The organism is Microcoleus sp. EPA2, assembly GCA_020882975.1.
GTDB lineage: Bacteria > Cyanobacteriota > Cyanobacteriia > Cyanobacteriales > Microcoleaceae > Microcoleus.
Map to the genome: position 1 here is coordinate 13,894 of JAHRFD010000009.1, position 17,060 is coordinate 30,953.

Below are 17,060 nucleotides of genomic sequence, written 5' to 3' on the forward strand. Positions count from 1 at the left end.
TGGCGAACCATCTCGAAATTTAAAATTTGTACATAACAGGAGGAAAATTATCAAATGCAGCCAGGAGTGTTCTTTGCTTCCTTTGTTTCGACATTAGGAAAACGCTATTTTTGGATTTCGCTGTTGTTTTGGCTGGTAATGGTAGCCCCAGCACAGGCGGCGTTGATCTTGCGAGTGGCAATCCAAGACGGGGCAAGTCAGGTAAGAGTTGGCAGTTCCACTAAGGCTGCAATCCGGGATGGTAGTGGCCGTAATTTGGGTGAGTTGAGGGCAAACAGTGCTTCGTCTGCTCAATTTCGATCGGGAAAAGTGGCGATTGGCTCCTGGGCTGCCAATCAAATTTGGATCGAGCCGACGGGGAACGGTTATGTTTGGATTGGCGATCGATGGTATCGCGGACGCACTCTTGTGACTCCGCAAAAAAATGGCTTAACTGCCGTCAATTACGTTGATATCGAACAGTATCTCTACAGCGTTCTCGGCGCTGAAATGAGTGGCAATTGGCCTCAAGAGGCTTTGAAAGCCCAAGCCGTCGCTGCCCGTTCCTACGCTATCCACCAGCGGCTCAAAAGCGAAACCGACCTTTACGATGTAGATGCTACTCAATTTTCCCAGGTTTATAAAGGACTGCAAACAGAATCTTCGGGTACTTACTCTGCCGTGGATGCCACCACGGGTCAAGTTCTTACCTACAACAGTCAAATTATTTTAGCGGTATTCCACTCTGCTTCTGGGGGACATACTGAGAATGTTGAGGATGTTTGGACAGAAGCGTTGCCTTATCTGCGGGCTGTTCCCGATTTTGACCAAGGGGCACCGGTTTACCAGTGGAAAGAAAATTTTACACAGGCTCAAATCAGCAATCGGATTTCTGGCGTTGGTAATGTGATCTCCATGAAACCTGAACGCACGACGGCCCATGGTAGCGTGATTACGATGAAAGTAGTCGGAGATGGCGGTTCTAGGGTGATGACTGGTGCGGATCTGCGTCGGGTGCTGAATTTGAGGAGCACTCGCTTTACGGTGATTCCTCAGTATGGGGGGATTTTTAGTGGCAGAAATAGCGGTAAGCCTCCGACGGGGTTTCAAATTGCTGGTAAAGGTTTTGGTCATGCTGTGGGCATGAGTCAGTGGGGCGCGTACAATTTGGCAAGGCAGGGATATGGCTACCAGCAGATTTTGCTGCACTATTATCGGGGTGCTTCTTTGGCTAGAATTGCTGTGCAGTAATTGGTAGGAATTGGTGATGGGTTGGAATGACTAAATACAGGAATGCTATGCAGAAGTGGGAGTATTTATTGGTGGATGCTAATATGTATCCTTTTGGCAATAAATTGATTAGTTTATATGTCAATGGTGAAGAACAACGAGAGTGGAAACAAGGATTTTTACATTTATTTATCAATGAATTGGGGGATGAGGGCTGGGAACTTGTGGCAGTCCGGCATGACTCGAAGTATGACCAGAATAGTTTGATTTTTAAACGCCCTAAAGTGGTTAAAAACTTGAGGAATATGCCCGATTATTCGGCGGTTGAAACCGCGACTACACAAACAAAGGAAATTCCGGCGGTTGAAACCGCGACTACACAAACCAAGTCCACCTCCGTGGACTAACTAACAAAAAATTTGGATTGTTTGCGTAGTGTTGGTAAAAAATCTCGACTTCTCGTCGCCCAGGCTACTTGATTGATTACAAATTTTCCGATCGCCCAATCCGTTTTTGCCACTCCGCATCTATCTTGGCTGACTGTTCTAGTTCTTGCGCTGTTAATTCGGTTTCTGTGGTATAAGCTAAATCTTGTCCATTCAAAATGTTTTCTGCTGCAAATTCGCGGGCATAGGCAAGTTTTTGTTGTAAGTTAGGATCGGGTTGATTTAATAACATTGCTCGCTGCTGCCGCTCTTGATTCCGGGCTGCGATGCTGCTATTTTTCCACTGAATCCAGAAGTAGCGAATTAGGGGAATTGTCAGAAATCCAACACCGTAGATCAGGAGCATTGGATAAATAGTGGCTACTAAACTGAGCAATCCACTGCCGATCGCACTTTTAGCTAATAAACTCCCTAAAATTAATGCACCTACTACATTCACCGCTCCCAAGCCTGCTGCGAGCATGATTTGTCCAGAACTAGCGTGGCTGAAACGCCACAGCATTTCTCGCAGATAAGCCGGCACTGGTTCAGTATTTCTCTCGGTGGCTGTGATTTGCAATTGGGGGAAATGGTACACTATTTGTCCTTCGGGACTGACTTCGGGACGACCGTCAAAACGACTTAGGGTTGGTAACATATATTCTTCGTATTCTAAGGCGTATCCCTTTGGGAGGTTGTCGAGATAGGGAGCGATTTGTTCGGCGACGATGGCACCTTGGTTGTTGCGAATAGTGGCGGCAATAGTGCTCCACTTGCGTTCTTCTAAATTGTAATTGGGATTGCCGTCTCCAAATAGAAAGGAGAAAACTGCTTCCATAAAATTCATTTCGGGTTTTTCGCCCGTCAATCGCGATCGCTGCTGGTAGTATGGTTCGTGATTCCAGTAAAATAGCCAGATTAAGTCGTTACTGGGAAAAAACCAGAAGCCTCCGCCCCTGTCGTCACCTCCGCCTCCGTTATTGTTGTCGCTGCTTGCAGAAAGTAAAAGCGTAATCGCCACAAATATTAAGACGATCGACACTACTAAAACTATGCCAAAAGATATCCGAATCAAGTAAAATAGAACACGCCAAATTTTTTGCCACCATTCCTGCACCTGCAACCGTAAAAATTTGTTGCGTAAAATATCTTGAAAGTTTTTGGGAAATAGGTAAGCAATATCGCCGGATTCTGCTACTTGCAGGTGGCCGCCTGCTTCGGAAGCGAGGGTTAACAGTTCTCGTTCGGCAAAATTGACATCTAGTCCAGCTTTTGCCGCCACGTCTCCAACCGTAACGCGGTAGCCAAGTTCTGTGACGGCTTGCATAACCTTGGGATTTGGGGCCATGTCTTTCTCTTTGTGAAAATTACCCGGTTATTTTCAATTATAGGTTGCGAGCCTTGAAGCTGGTTTTGACCTGGAGAATTCAGGCTGTTTGCAGGCTGACCTTGACTTTGGTACAAAATGTTGGTAGTGTTTGGGCGCATGAGTTTTGAGTAGTATCAAACATTAGTTGAACATTGAAAACTTAATAAAAATTTAAATAAGTCTAAAAAATAGGTTTTTTGCAATTTTTGCAAGAGTTATTTAAAATAGATAGGACTTCCCCCTGTTGTCAGGTTTACAGTTCGGTCTCAAAAGTCTTTTGAGACTCATCGGTGCTAATATAGCAATCCTTGCAGGAGTCGTAAAGTTTTTTACCCCACCCCAACCCGGACCTTATGAAGGGGAGGGAGTAAGAAATTCACAAATGATTTAGGATTGCTATATAAACCAAAATAGTGCCACAACTCTTAATAGGAAAACTTTACCGACTAATTTTTCTGATTAGTCATCAACCAAAGAATCACATATGCCAAGAACTCAACGCAACGATAACTTTATTGATAAAAGTTTCACGGTAATGGCTGATATCATTCTCAAGATTATGCCAGCCAAGAAGCAGGCGAAGGAAGCTTTTGCTTATTACCGAGATGGTATGTCGGCTCAATCTGATGGCGAATACGCTGAAGCTTTGGACAATTATCAGGAAGCGCTGAAGCTGGAAGAAGATCCTTACGATCGCAGTTATGTTTTGTACAATATGGGGCTGATCCATACCAGCAACGGCGAACACGACAAAGCTTTGGAGTATTACAGCAAAGCTCTAGAACTCAATCCCAGAATGCCCCAAGCCCTAAATAATATTGCTGTGATTTATCACTATCAAGGGGAAAAAGAAAAGGAAGCTGGGAATCTGGAAGCGGCGGAAGGGCTATTTGATAAAGCTGCCGATTATTGGAAGGAGGCGATTCGCTTAGCACCGAACAATTACATTGAAGTGCAAAATTGGCTGAAAATCACAGGTCGCTCCCAGATTGATGTGTATTTTTAACTATGATGGGAATGGGGAATAGGGAATCGGTAATGGGGAATCGGTAATAGGTAGTAGTTTTTTTAATAACCCATCTCCACCTTCCAATTCTCAATTCCCAATTCTCAATTCCCAATTCCCAATTCCCAATTCCCAATTCCCAATTCCCAAATTTTATGATTGATAAAGAAGAAGTTCGGAAAGTAGCAAAGTTAGCGAGATTGGAGTTAACTGCTGAAGAAGAGGAGCAGTTTACTGGTCAACTGAACGGTATTTTGGACTATTTTGAGCAGTTGAGTGAACTGGATACAAGTAAGGTCAAACCGACAACGCGGGCGATCGATGTTAGCAATGTGACGCGATTGGACGATTTGCAACCTTTTGGCGATCGCGAAAGTATCTTGGCTGCATCTCCCGATCGCGATGGCGAGTTTTTCAAAGTACCTAAAATCATGTAGGGCTTAACAATCCCAAAACAGAAACCGGGTTTTTGCGACAATACTTAATTGCAGCCCAAAAACTCCGAAAAAACCCGGTTTCTCAACACCCCACGAAAGCCCTCAACCAAAATTCCCCCATCTCAGCTATAATCAAAACCATCCTCTCCATCCCCACAAACCCGCCATGAGGCACTGGCCCCCCGGACAACAAATACACAACGGCAAATACATCATCGAAGCCATCCTCGGCGGCGGCGGATTCGGTGTCACCTACCGCGCCCAAAACCCCAAAGAAGGCAAAGTAGTCGCTATCAAAACCCTAAACGCCAACGTTCAAGGTAAGCCAAACTTTCGCGAATACCAAACCAAATTTGTCAACGAAGCCTTATCTTTAGCCAGATGCAGCCATCCCCACGTTGTCCAAGTTTACGAAGTATTTCCCGAAATGGCAGGAAATATCGAATTGTGGTGCATGGTGATGGAATTAATCGACGGCACTAATTTAGCAGAATATCTCGAAGATAACGGCATTTTGTCGGAAGCAAAAGCTTTGCCAATTATTCAACAAGTTGGAAGCGCCCTGAGTTTTGTCCACCAGCAGGGACTTACTCACCTTGATGTTAAACCGCAAAATATTATGTTAAGAACCCCCAGCCAGGGCGGGCACGGGGGCACCGCCCCTACAAGGGGGGGAGCAAGAGAAAATACTGCCTTCTCTTCTCTTAGTAACGGGGGTGCAGTTTTGATTGATTTCGGCTTGGCGCGGCAGGTGACAGCGCCGGGTAAATTGCGGACAAATAGCAATTCCGGGACTGAGTGTTACGCACCCATTGAATTATTAGAAAAACGCGCCGAACTTGGTGCTTATACAGATGTTTATTCCCTAGCAGCAACGCTTTATGTGATGTTGACTGGTGAGTTGCCGTTTCCGTCGCAATTCAGGAAGCAAAATATTCCTTTAACTCCGCCAAAGCAACACAATTCTGAGATTAGCGACAGGGTGAATGCGGCGATTATGAAAGGGATGGAGTTGGAACCGCAAAATCGCCCGCAGTCGGTGCAGGAATGGTTGGATTTGCTGATACCAAAACCAGTGGCTGCTGAGGTGAATTTGGTTTCAGCCGTGGGAATGGATTATACAAACTTGCGGAATTTATTGGCGGCTAAAAAGTGGAAAGAAGCCGATAGCGTTTCAGGATTTCATAAAGATTTATAACAAAGCCCAAAACCACGAAGCCATGCCCTATCTAGGTTTCCGACGGGGTTGTCGGGACATAACGAGCAAATAATCAAAGTAAAATCAATCTCAGAAACCGGGTTTCTGCGATAATTTATGTATCATCACCCAGATTCAGGAAGAAACCCGGTTTCTACCTCCCCACCAACAGCTTCCAAACTCCATAACGCAAGAAACAAAATTTGTAGTTTGCATCAACAACAAACACCAAACAACCAACAATAAAACTCAAACAACTCTGACTCCCCCCCTTACCAAGGGGGGGCTGGGGGGGGTTAAAATCTATACAACCAACGAACAAACTAAAAAAACGCTCTGACTCCCCCCCTTACCAAGGGGGGGCTGGGGGGGGTTAAAATCTATACAACCAACGAACAAACTAAAAAAACGCTCTGACTCCCCCCCTTACCAAGGGGGGGCTGGGGGGGTTAAAATCCTATATAACAATGACAATACTCTACAACAAAAGCTCAGAAAAATTCAAACGACAGCAGCTTCGCGCAGAAATGACAGAAGCGGAAAAGCAGCTATGGAAACATATCAGAAACAGACAGCTTGAAAATTGTAAATTTCGCAGACAATACAGTGTAGCAGCATTTGTGCTAGATTTTTATTCGCCAGAAATCAAGCTAGCACTGGAAGTTGATGGTGACAGTCATTTTGTAGATGGCGCTGTAGAATATGATGCGGAAAGGCAAGAGTTTATTGAGTCGGCAAGGATTAATTTTTTGAGGTTTACTAATGATGATGTTTATCATAATTTGGATGGGGTTTTGGAGGTGATTGTGGAGGGGGTTAAATCGTTGAGAACATCGGGTGTTTTACCCCCCCCAGCCCCCCCTTGCTAAGGGGGGGAGCAAGAGTTAGAAATGTAGATTAGATTTAATCGTTTATTGCATCTACTCTTTTACCCCCCCCAGCCCCCCCTTGCTAAGGGGGGGAGCAAGAGTTAGCCCCGAACTTTGGGGGGAGCAAGAGTTAGAAATGTAGATTAGATTTAATCGTTTATTGCATCTACTCTTTTACCCCCCCCCAGCCCCCCCTTGCTAAGGGGGGGAGCAAGAGTTAGCCCCGAACTTTGGGGGGAGCAAGAGTTTGGAGGGTAGATTAGATTTAATCGTTTATTGCATCTACTCTTTTACCCCCCCCAGCCCCCTCTTGCTAAGGGGGGGAGCAAGAGTTAGCCCCGAACTTTGGGGGGAGCAAGAGTTAGAAATGTAGATTAGATTTAATCGTTTATTGCATCTACTCTTTTACCCCCCCCAGCCCCCTCTTGCTAAGGGGGGGAGCAAGAGTTAGCTCTTTGTTAAGGGTTGGTAGCAAGAGTTAGTATTTTACTAAAGGTGGGTGCAAAAGTGTTTATAATCCAAAATTCATAATTTACAATTTATATGAGTTCACAAGTTACTCTCACCATCACCGCAGGTAATCTCAAAGGCAAAGAATTCACCTTTGATACCCGCACAACTTGCATAATTGGCCGCGCTAAAGATTGCTATCCCAAGATTCCCGATGACGACAAACATCGCACCATCTCCCGCTATCATTGTTTGCTAGATATCAATCCTCCCGATATCCGGGTGCGCGATTTTGGTAGCAAGAATGGTACTTTTGTAAACGGCCATAAAATCGGTCAGCGAGAAGCTCATCAATCTCCTGAAGAGGCGGCTCAAATTCAATTCCCAGAGTATGACTTGAGAGAGGGTGATAAATTTACACTCAGCGATACTTCTTTTCGAGTTGCTGTTGCCCTTGACCCGGAAATTGCCAAAACAGCCCAGCAACAAAAACCCGCTTCTGTTCCATCAAATCAAGAGAATTTGTGGGAAATGTTGAAAGCTTTTCTGTTCAAAGCTGTGGGCGGTCAAAATAATATTGGGGTTCTCGCTGATTATGTTTTGCTGAAGGAGTTGGGTAAGGGTGGTTTTAGTTTGGTTTATTTGGCGCGACACAAACTAACTAATGAAGAAGTGGCGCTGAAGGTGATGTTACCAAAGGTGGCGGCGAATCAGCGGGCTGTGAATTGGTTTTTGCGGGAAGTTGATAATACTAAATGTTTGAAACATCCGAATGTGGTAGGATTTAAAGAGTCGGGTTATGCTGATGAAACTTTCTTTTTTACGATGGAATACTGCGAGGGTGGCAGTGTTGTGGATTTGATGGCCAAACGCGGTGTCAGCACTTTGCCGATCGCCGAATCTGTAGGTATTATTACACAAGTCTTAGATGGTTTGACTTATACTCATCATGCGGAAATTCCCAATGTCAGATTGGCTGATGGTAGTTTTGCAAAGGGACGGGGTTTGATTCACCGGGATTTGAAGCCGGGGAATATTTTTCTGGCTAATATTGGTGGGAAACAAGTTGCTAAGATTGGGGATTATGGGTTAGCAAAGGCTTTCGATCAGGCGGGTTTAAGTGGCTTAACTTTGAGTGGTAATGCTGTTGGTACGCCGTATTTTATGCCGCGACAGCAAGTGCTTGATTATAAGTATGCTAAGCCGGAGGTTGATGTTTGGGCGGCGGCGGCTTGTTTGTATGTGATGATTACGGGATATGCGCCTCGCAATTTTGTGGGATTAGACCCGTTTCGTGCTGTTTTGGATAATGATGTGGTTCCGATTCGCGATCGCACTTCATCCATCCCTCAACCCCTAGCTACGGTAATCGATCGCGCTTTAATCGACAATCCTGAAATTTATTACAAAAGTGCAGCAGATTTTAAACAAGCTTTATTAAACACTATATAGCAATCCTTGCAGGAGTCGTAAAGTTTTTTACCCCACCCCAACCCTCCCCTTATTAAGGTCCGGGAGTAAGAAATTCACAAATGATTTAGGATTGCTATATCATAAATTACTGATAATAATCCTCCCGATGTCAGTATTGTTAGCAATCCATAATTTGAAAAACCGTGGGTTCAACACTTAGTTCAAACCCAGGCTATGGCATTACAAACGATTAAATTCTCACCGCAAAAGATGCTGCTAATTCCCGTTCTGGTTCCATACCAACTGTAGGCGGCATCGAACGAGTCGCTACCTGCTCAATTAGTCGTAAATGTTGCGGCAACATTTTAGCTAAACTATATCGTTCTAATGCTGTTTGACGAGCCCTGACGCGAACTTCTGCCATGCGGGTAGGATGGTCTAAAACTTCATCAATGCGATCGGCTACTTGTTTTGGCGAGAAGTAATCGACTAACAAACCGTTTTCTCCATCCCGAATCACTTCTCGGACTGGCCCGGTGTCGGAACCGATGACTAAACATCCCGTTGATAGAGATTCAATCATTGACCAAGATAGCACAAAAGGTCTGGTTAAATAAACGTGCACATCTGATGCTTGAATGACTTTTAAGTACAGTCCGTAAGGTAGCGGTCCGACAAAGTGAACTCGCGACATATCTAGCGGCACTTTTTTGAGCATATAGTCTTTGTAAGACTCGCCATTAGGTAAAGAACGGCCGTAACAAACTCTGTCGGAACCAACAACTACGACGTGACAATTGGGGCGGCGTTCTTGTACATAGGCGATGGATTCAATAAACTCTGGAAATCCTCGGTAAGGTTCCATTCCTCGCGATACATAGGTGACAATTTCATCAACGCCGGACAAGTCTAAGTTAGGCAAAACCAGTTTAGCACCGGGGTCTGGTTTGAAGTAGTCTGTATCTACGCCGTCGTGAAGTGTGGAGAGTTTTTGTTGTAATTCTGGTGGAAATTGCGATCGCTGCCAATAAGTAGGCGATAAACCCCAATCGCAAGAGTATAAATCGACTAAAATCGGCGCATTCTTAATTCTAATTCTCGCCATATCGTCCACTGTTAAAGGTTCCGCTGGGTCGAAATCTGCGTCGGAACCGATCGCGTGATAAAACCACTCGAAGTAGCATAAAAGTGGCGTATTTGGAAAAGCTTCTTTGACAAACAATGTCGGCCCCCAACCGGAATGACCGCAGATAATATCCGGTACAAAACCATCAGCTTTGAGTTGTTCCGCCATTCTAAATACGGCTTGTCCGTAGATGACAGCACTTTCTAAGGGGCGAACGTATTGGTGAGTCTGGGCGTTGGGTTCTCGGCTGGGTGTAAATGCTGCTTTGCGAACACCGGGAATGTTCCATTCTGGCCGCTCGTTTTTAGTTCCAAAAACTACTTGGTTATTCGGGTCTGCCCCTAACGCCGTGATAATGTGGCGGTATTGGGCCGGAAAGTTGGGATGGAGAAATAATGCTTTCATTATGGAAGAAAGAAGGAAGAAGGAAGAAGGAAGAAGATCGATGTGAAGAAGGGAAACGGCAATGCCATTTCCGAATTTTTACATTAGTCCACGGAGGTGAACTTTGTTTGTATAGTCGCGGTTTCAACCGCCGGAACTTACTAATGGCGCTTTGCAGATCCAGACGCAATCTCGTGGTACTGAAGATGTGTTTTTCAGGATGATTTCATAGTTTAAATGGTTGAGAAATTTTTCCATAATTGTATCCGTCATCACTGAAAATGCAGTGCCGTCTCTGCGTCCTAGCAAGTTTTTATCCCACTCGTTGGTGAATTTTTCCCACCCTAATTCGCTGAGAATATTCCCGTGGTGAAAGACGCAAATGCGATCGCCTCGCAGCAGTTTCGGAATGCGAGTTAGGTAGTTGAATATATCCACTGGTTCTACGTGCACCATTGTATCGTAACAAAAGCAGGCATCAGCCGATTCTGGGGCGATACCATCTAATGTTAAACCGTTAAGTTTTACATAGGAAACGCGATCGTCTCCCAAGCGCGATCGGGTTGCTTCCAGCATTTGACTAGAAATGTCAGCACAAATTAGTCGATCGCAATGTTTTAGCAGCAACGAACTGGTTTTGCCACCACCGATGCCAATTTCCAACACCCGATGTTCTTTTTTGATATAAGGCGCAATAAATTCCTGTTCTATCAAAGATTCATATTCTGATAGTGAATTAGCCGCACCCGCACCTTTTCCGATCCATTCATCGCCCAAATAAGCAAGTTCAGGATTATTCTCTTTCCATTCTTGGGCGTAGCTATCCCACGCTCTTTCGTAGTCTATTTTAGACGGTATTATTTCCATTGTTTTGGGTTTTTTATGTCTCAGAATACACAAACAAAAATCACTTGATATTCCTCCCGGCATCTCCATTAAGATGGTTTCAATCTCAAGCAATAACTTGACTATCGTTTCACTCTTAGGATCTCCGTCGGAAAGTTGATAGTGATCTAACAAAGGGTAAAGTTCATGAAGCAACCCTCCACCGGCCGGATTCAAAACTTCCACATCAAAGTAGAATTCTAAAAAGGGCAGTATCAGCTTTGACCTGACTGCTTCAGAAGGGTCTTTCGCAAATACTCTCTCAATACTTGGACTGGCAAATATTTCAGTTGTTCCCGACCTCAGCGTGTAATGAAAACATTTGTAGATGCGATTAATCAAAGCCTCTTGATTTGGATTATATATATTGTAGCAATCTCCTATGTATTCATTGACAATAAAATATCCATCGGGTTTTAAACATTTCCGAACAATTGACAAACATCTTTCTAGTTCTCTGACGTGATGCAGGGAACCTGAGCAAAAAACTAGATCGTATTTCTTACTATCATCAATGGTAAATAAATTGAAATCATCTTGATAAAAATTGATTGCCACTCCGGCTGCTGCGGCATCTTTTCTAGCAATCTCTAAAGAACTTTCGGAAAAATCAAAGGCATCAATTTGAGTAGCCAATCCTAATTTAGCCATTAAAATCTCGTGATTCCCGACACCGCAACCAATAGACAACAGGCGATCGAACCGTTGTTTTTTGAAAAATTTATTAGCTAACCAGCTTAGCCAATAACCATTACCCTTAGCACCTGAAAGTCGATGGTTGATAGCAGCTTCAATAATCGGATTAGATAACCAGTAACCTTGCTTTCCAATGGCAGCAGTGGGGTTAGTCTCCCAATAATTTTTAGCCGTTAATTCCTCGGAGGTGTTATCTTCTATAGGCTGGGAATTTGACTGCATACTTTTTCACCCTTTAATTTTCAACAGTTACTTTTTAGTAAAATAGGCTTCTCGAAAAATCTGACCGTAATCTTGAGTCATTTCTTCAAAAGTATTCAATGACTTTAACACATATTTAGCATTTTCTGCTAACCGCTGACACCAAGCTTTATCCTCCAACAAAGTATGCAATGATGCCGCTAGTTCTTCTGGGCGATCGGGGGTGTAAAATAAACCGTTAATTCCCGGTCTAACTTGTTCTTTAATCCCAAAAACCGGGGTGGTAATAATTGGCAAATCCCATGCCATCGCCTCTAGAATCACCCTCGGAAAACTTTCAACCCGAGAAGTACAAACAAAAATATCGGCGGCTTGGTAATATTTTCCCGTCTCCGAAGTTTCCGGGACAATAGTTACCCTTTGCCGTAATTTTTGTGGCAACTCACCCACCAATTCGGCTAATTTATTGCTGTAAATACTAGGGCGATCGCCCACAATAAAACACCTAATTTTGTCGTGCCATTCTTCCGCCACCAGCGCCAGCGCCTTGACTAAATCCTGTTGACCTTTTCTTTCACATACTGTTCCCAGCACCAAAATTACCACATCTTCTTGCTCAACACCGAGACTCTTTCTCGCCAATTCAGGATTGTCCGAATTATCCAATCGGCTCAAGTCTAAACCATTGTGAATGACTGTAAAATTGTGGTGGCTATTCAGAGGTAAATATCTATCTCGCGTTGCATCCGCCACAAAAATCACCTTGTAAGGAAACCGAAAACACTCTAAAGCTCGTGCCGCAATTTCTGAACCGAACCTGTTAAAATAAGTTTGCCAAGGTTCGCTTTCATGGACGTTCCAGACTGTCGGAATTCCGATTTGCTGCGCCGCATCAACTACAAAGAAATTTTCTAAAGTATTAGCATAAATCGCATCTACTTTGAGTTTCTTAATTTCTTGGCTAAAATTCTCGATCGCCTCATCATAAGCATCACGCTGGTAGATATGTTCCAGAGGATTATCATAAATAATTACCTCAAGGCCCTGCTGTTCGTAAGTTTGACGTAGTGGTCCATCGGAAACACAAAAGATGATGGGCTTAATCACACCCAAAGCAGCCAACTTCACGGCGATTTCATATTGATGTAGTGGCGCACCCGTGAAATCAAGGGAATTACTACACATCAACAATTTGACTGGCTTAACTCCGTCCCAGGGCTTTGTTTGTACCGCGAGCTCTTCGACTTCACTTAGAGGCGTATATTCCTGCATAAAAAATCGGACTGGTTGAATCCGAAAATATTCATCTTCTAAAGACAAGTGAGGACTGTAACAACTATCTTTTTTACCAGCATACTTGCGTCGAAATGCCGCTACTTCTGTGGGATTGTCATTAAAACCCCTAGAAGCTCCCTCTTTGTGTAACAGTTCCGCATCGGGACAATATACGCAGCGATAGCCATTTTTTAACAATCGGTATCCGTAATCGGCATCATTGTAAGCAACAGCAAAATTAGCCTCATCAAAACCGCCCAATTCTAAGAACAATTGACGGGGAGTCAGCATACAAGCAGCAGTCACCGCCGAGTAATTTCGCGTCACCATCGCCTGAGAAAGATAGCCTCGATTATCGCTACTCATCAACTTAAAAGCGTGACCAGCTAAACCATGATGGAGTCCATGAATGATGCCCGCGTGCTGAATTCTATTATCGGGATATAAGAGTCTCGCGCCGACAGCACCCACCTTGGCAATTTGCGCGTATCCCACCATCTGACTCAGCCAGCGGGGGTTGATTATCTCAGTATCATTGTTCAAAAACAAGATATATTGGCTGTCACATTGTTCGACAGCGCGGTTGTTAATTGCTGCATAACTAAACTTTCCTTGCTCATTTTTGATTGGCAAAACTTGGCATTTTAAGTTTTTGAAATATTCCAGGGCTTTGGGGTCGTCGCTTTCGTTATCGATGACGAGAATTTGATAGTTTTTGTAAGTGGTAGCCTCCAGAGAATCCAGACAGGATTTAAGCAATTCTTGCTGATTTTTAGTGGGAATAATAATTGTCACCGACGGCCCGGTATCGGGGAAGTTTTGAGCGAAAATTCCCAAATTTTCTTTGATTGCCCAGGTGTGCTGAGCAACTTCTCCTTGGATTTGTTGGCGGTTTAATGCGTCTTGAATTGCTTTTTGACCTGCTGAAAAACTGGCTGGTTTCGCGGCTCCCGATATGGCGGTAGAGCCTGGGGCGGTGCGCCAGTGATATAATACCAGTGGCAGATGGGCGACGTGGCGAGAAATTTCCGTTGCTCTCAAGGCAAAATCGTAATCTTGGGAGCCTTCAAAACCTAGTCGCATACCCCCTACTTGTTCAACTATTTGCTTTCTGACGGCGCATAAATGACCGAGATACATATAGGAAAGGAGCAATTCTGGCGACCATTCGGGTTTGAATTGCGGGGAAAATCGGCTGCCTTTGGTGTCAATTTTATCGTCGTCGGAGTAGAGAAAATCTGTGGTGGGATGGGTGGCAAAATATAAGGCAACTTCTCCTAATGCGTCGAGAGTTAGTTCGTCGTCGTTGTCCAAAAATACGATGATTTCACCTGTGGCGATGGCTAGGGCGCTGTTGGTGGCGGCGCTGATGTTGCCGTTTTTTTCCCGAAAGGTAAGCTGAATTCGATTGTCTTTTGTCGCCCAGTTTTTTAAAGTTTCAATGACTGTTAAATCGGTGCTGCAATCGTCGGCAATACAAAGTTCCCAGTTTTGATAAACTTGATTGCACACGCTGCCGATCGCACTTGACAAAAATTCTACTTCCGGGTTGTAAACTGGCATTACCACCGAAATTTTCGGCAGTGGTGCCTGACAAGATTCTAAACGAGAAATCAAGTAACTGCGCGATCGCTCATTCCACTGATTCACCGACAGCCAAGCATCATACCTATCAATGGGCTGCGGCACAACAAAACCCGCAGGTGGTAGCAATTCCCCTGGCGCAATAAACTGTTGTTGCTGGCGATAAATCTTGCCAAACTGACGCACCACCGAGAGTATTTCCCAAGGCATCGGTATAATTCTACCGAGACGTTGTTTTCTTTCCCTCGCCCGTTGCCGAATTGCCTCTATAAACCTAGACAATTCCTCAAATTTATCAGCACTTCTGCGCCAGATATCATAAGGTTGAACCTTCAATATTTGCGACGCTTGAAAAGATAAAATCTCCCCTGTTTCTAACTCGGCGTTTAAAGAAACCAGCCATTCTCCCACCGGCACATTCACGAGGGCCTCAAACCCACTTTCCGAACTATTCACCCAATCGGGAAACACTTCACCGACATCTTTTCGTCGCAAACCATAGGCGCATTCTACAGAAGTATCACCACAGACAAGGGTTAATTTAACAATTTTGCGATCGTGGTGACAACACCAACCGGCAAACAAAACCTGACCAGGCCGTTGTTCCCAAACTATGGGCGTATCAAAGGATGCTTGAATTGTGGACACAAAAAGCGGATAAACTGACAACAGATGCCATTTACCCTTAGTATCTTGCACTTCCAACAGCACTTCGTGCCGTCCCGGTGGGACGGATAATTCAATTCTAAAACCTGAATTTTTAGCTGCAATAATATTAGAGTGAGCTTCCGCTACATCACTTCTTTCTATGCCACAAAAACCTGTAAAGATTGTATTTTTAATTTTGGCTCGCACCGATTTAATGCTAAATTGACTGTGAAAAGCCCAGCCACTGATTACTAAATCAGAATCGTAAATATGCAAATTGTTTGCACCGTCTATCGAAAAAATGAATCTCGGAAAAAGTTCGCGCGTTCGGCGTTTTATTTCTAATAAATTTTCCCAGATTCTCCACCAAGTCGAAGATTTTATTTGGTCAAGTTCCCGGCGAAGCGGTTCAATTTCTTGGCACGATTTTTCGAGGTTGAGGACCGAGGTTCTGAGGTTTTCCTGAATTTCTCTGGTTTCGGTTTCCAGTCGCAGGAACTTCGCTGCTTTCTTTTTTAACTCTAATTCTTTTTCTTCTATTTCTGCCTGTTTTTCTCCCAATTGTGATTCTAAAGTTAGCACTTTTTCTAAGGCTATTTTAAAGTTAGATTCTTTGCCTGCTAACTGTACTTGAGTTTGCCCTAATTCTGTTTCCAATTCTAGGAGTTTGGCTAAAGCTTCTTGAAATTGCGATTCTTGGCCTGCTAACTGTACTTGAGTTTGCCCTAATTCTGTTTCCAATTCTAGGAGTTTGGCTAAAGCTTCTTGAAATTGGGATTCTTTGCCTGCTAATTGTACTTGAGTTTGTCCTAATTCTGTTTCTAATTTCAAGAGCTTTTTTAAAGCGTCTTCAAATTGGGATTCTTTGCCGACTAACTGTACTTGAGTTTGCCCTAATTCTGTTTCTAATCCCAAGACTTTTGTCTGAGCTTTTTGAAATTCCTCTTGCCATTTTTTGACTTCAGAGGTGCTGGTTTTTTGCTGTTTTTCCAGTAAGCGAATTTTTAGCCAATCTTGGAGTTGTCCCACAGCAGGTGTGGGTAAACTGATGATTGTATCTGGGGATAAACTGGTCTTGCTGCTTAAATCTTGGGCTTGGGATTCTAAGATTTGATAAATTTCAACAGCTTCGGGAAAATACTGTTCGATCAGGCTATGTCTGTGGCTGTTTTCGAGGTCGTTGACTAATAGAGATTTGTCAAAATTGTCGGTGGGGATAGCACATAAATTAACATTAAATTTTTGATTGACTTGATTGATGAAAAGTTCGGGATGATTGCCGATCGGGTAAACGTTGGCTAGCAGACAGCGATCGGGAAAACGTTCGTAAAGTTCTAAAACTTGCTGATTGTAGTGAATCCACATTTTTACTGCCATTTCGGGATTGTTCAGCAAGCTGACATCGGTGCCACGACGGTACAGGGAATCGACGACTTCCCAGGGCGATCGATACACGCAGATAAAATTAGCTTCGGGTAGCAGATTTAACCAAAAATTACTGAAAAGTGCTGTCCGCGGGTCTTTCCAGCCCCAGTGTTTGTCTGTTTTTTGATTTTCGGCAATTAATTTTTGGGCGATTTCTACAAATTCGGCTGCTACGGGAATCGTTTTTTCAAAGGTGCAGCCGAGTTCATCTATGCCGTGCGATCGCAAAACACTTTTGTGAAACTCCACAAAATCCACATTTTCAAAATGACCCTTAATATTTCCATCGGCAGGCCCGACTAACTTTTTACCAATATCAACTCCGACTTTCTGAAACAAAGAAGCTGTCAAAGAAGTACCGGAACGGTGCATTCCAGTTACAATAAAAACCGAAGATTTGCTGTCATCATTTATATTCACGTTTTCTCTCCCTCGCCCTAATTCCCAAACCGATTAATTT

At 43.9% G+C, this 17,060-nt stretch carries 11 protein-coding genes; 7 read left to right on the forward strand and 4 right to left on the reverse strand.

Features of this window, described 5'->3' with window-relative positions:
- Positions 1 to 54: 54 nt before the first annotated feature.
- Entirely contained in the window at positions 55 to 1,230 is a 1,176-nt protein-coding gene (locus AAFP14_RS10630) for a SpoIID/LytB domain-containing protein (protein WP_341732231.1), read from the forward strand.
- Positions 1,231 to 1,256: 26 nt separating this feature from the next.
- On the forward strand, positions 1,257 to 1,616 hold the full coding sequence (locus AAFP14_RS10635) for a hypothetical protein (protein ID WP_341732232.1): 360 nt from the start codon (positions 1,257 to 1,259) through the stop codon (positions 1,614 to 1,616).
- Between the two features lie 76 nt (positions 1,617 to 1,692).
- Here the strand turns inward: AAFP14_RS10635 and AAFP14_RS10640 are convergent, their stop codons facing one another.
- Complete coding sequence (locus AAFP14_RS10640) at positions 1,693 to 2,982, reverse strand: hypothetical protein (protein ID WP_341732233.1); 1,290 nt, start codon at positions 2,980 to 2,982, stop codon at positions 1,693 to 1,695.
- Positions 2,983 to 3,487: 505 nt separating this feature from the next.
- On the opposite strand from AAFP14_RS10640, the gene AAFP14_RS10645 reads away from it, so the two are divergent.
- The 5 genes from AAFP14_RS10645 to AAFP14_RS10665 all read left to right on the forward strand — a co-directional run bounded on the left by AAFP14_RS10645 (position 3,488) and on the right by AAFP14_RS10665 (position 8,415).
- Complete coding sequence (locus AAFP14_RS10645; protein WP_341732234.1) at positions 3,488 to 4,009, forward strand: photosystem I assembly protein Ycf3; 522 nt, start codon at positions 3,488 to 3,490, stop codon at positions 4,007 to 4,009.
- A 155-nt stretch (positions 4,010 to 4,164) separates the two neighbouring features.
- Positions 4,165 to 4,446, forward strand: a complete 282-nt coding sequence (gene gatC / locus AAFP14_RS10650; protein WP_341732235.1) for an Asp-tRNA(Asn)/Glu-tRNA(Gln) amidotransferase subunit GatC — start codon at positions 4,165 to 4,167, stop codon at positions 4,444 to 4,446.
- A 166-nt stretch (positions 4,447 to 4,612) separates the two neighbouring features.
- Entirely contained in the window at positions 4,613 to 5,644 is a 1,032-nt protein-coding gene (locus AAFP14_RS10655) for a serine/threonine-protein kinase (RefSeq protein WP_341732236.1), read from the forward strand.
- Between the two features lie 467 nt (positions 5,645 to 6,111).
- Positions 6,112 to 6,513, forward strand: coding sequence for an endonuclease domain-containing protein (locus AAFP14_RS10660; protein WP_341732237.1), 402 nt, complete (start codon positions 6,112 to 6,114; stop codon positions 6,511 to 6,513).
- Positions 6,514 to 7,056: 543 nt separating this feature from the next.
- Positions 7,057 to 8,415, forward strand: a complete 1,359-nt coding sequence (locus AAFP14_RS10665; RefSeq protein ID WP_341732238.1) for a protein kinase domain-containing protein — start codon at positions 7,057 to 7,059, stop codon at positions 8,413 to 8,415.
- Positions 8,416 to 8,626: 211 nt separating this feature from the next.
- Here AAFP14_RS10665 and AAFP14_RS10670 read toward each other — a convergent pair whose 3' ends face one another.
- From AAFP14_RS10670 to AAFP14_RS10680, 3 genes are all read right to left on the reverse strand, one after another.
- The gene (locus AAFP14_RS10670; protein WP_341732239.1) at positions 8,627 to 9,907 is read right to left on the reverse strand and encodes a glycosyltransferase family 4 protein; all 1,281 of its coding nucleotides are present in this window, start codon (positions 9,905 to 9,907) and stop codon (positions 8,627 to 8,629) included.
- Positions 9,908 to 10,030: 123 nt separating this feature from the next.
- Positions 10,031 to 11,689, reverse strand: coding sequence for a class I SAM-dependent methyltransferase (locus tag AAFP14_RS10675; RefSeq protein ID WP_341732240.1), 1,659 nt, complete (start codon positions 11,687 to 11,689; stop codon positions 10,031 to 10,033).
- Positions 11,690 to 11,716: 27 nt separating this feature from the next.
- Positions 11,717 to 16,972 carry a glycosyltransferase gene (locus AAFP14_RS10680; RefSeq protein WP_472851043.1) on the reverse strand — a complete coding sequence of 1,752 codons (5,256 nt, stop codon included), beginning with the start codon at positions 16,970 to 16,972 and terminating at the stop codon, positions 11,717 to 11,719.
- Positions 16,973 to 17,060 lie beyond the last annotated feature (88 nt).

Excerpts from the sequence above, each read along its gene's own strand:
- AAFP14_RS10630 (WP_341732231.1), top strand. The coding sequence starts at position 55 with ATGCAGCCAGGAGTGTTCTTTGCTTCCTTTGTTTCGACATTAGGAAAA.
- AAFP14_RS10635 (WP_341732232.1), top strand. The coding sequence starts at position 1,257 with ATGACTAAATACAGGAATGCTATGCAGAAGTGGGAGTATTTATTGGTG.
- AAFP14_RS10640 (WP_341732233.1), bottom strand. The coding sequence starts at position 2,982 with ATGGCCCCAAATCCCAAGGTTATGCAAGCCGTCACAGAACTTGGCTAC.
- AAFP14_RS10645 (WP_341732234.1), top strand. The coding sequence starts at position 3,488 with ATGCCAAGAACTCAACGCAACGATAACTTTATTGATAAAAGTTTCACG.
- gatC (WP_341732235.1), top strand. The coding sequence starts at position 4,165 with ATGATTGATAAAGAAGAAGTTCGGAAAGTAGCAAAGTTAGCGAGATTG.
- AAFP14_RS10655 (WP_341732236.1), top strand. The coding sequence starts at position 4,613 with ATGAGGCACTGGCCCCCCGGACAACAAATACACAACGGCAAATACATC.
- AAFP14_RS10660 (WP_341732237.1), top strand. The coding sequence starts at position 6,112 with ATGACAATACTCTACAACAAAAGCTCAGAAAAATTCAAACGACAGCAG.
- AAFP14_RS10665 (WP_341732238.1), top strand. The coding sequence starts at position 7,057 with ATGAGTTCACAAGTTACTCTCACCATCACCGCAGGTAATCTCAAAGGC.
- AAFP14_RS10670 (WP_341732239.1), bottom strand. The coding sequence starts at position 9,907 with ATGAAAGCATTATTTCTCCATCCCAACTTTCCGGCCCAATACCGCCAC.
- AAFP14_RS10675 (WP_341732240.1), bottom strand. The coding sequence starts at position 11,689 with ATGCAGTCAAATTCCCAGCCTATAGAAGATAACACCTCCGAGGAATTA.
- AAFP14_RS10680 (WP_472851043.1), bottom strand. The coding sequence starts at position 16,972 with ATGCACCGTTCCGGTACTTCTTTGACAGCTTCTTTGTTTCAGAAAGTC.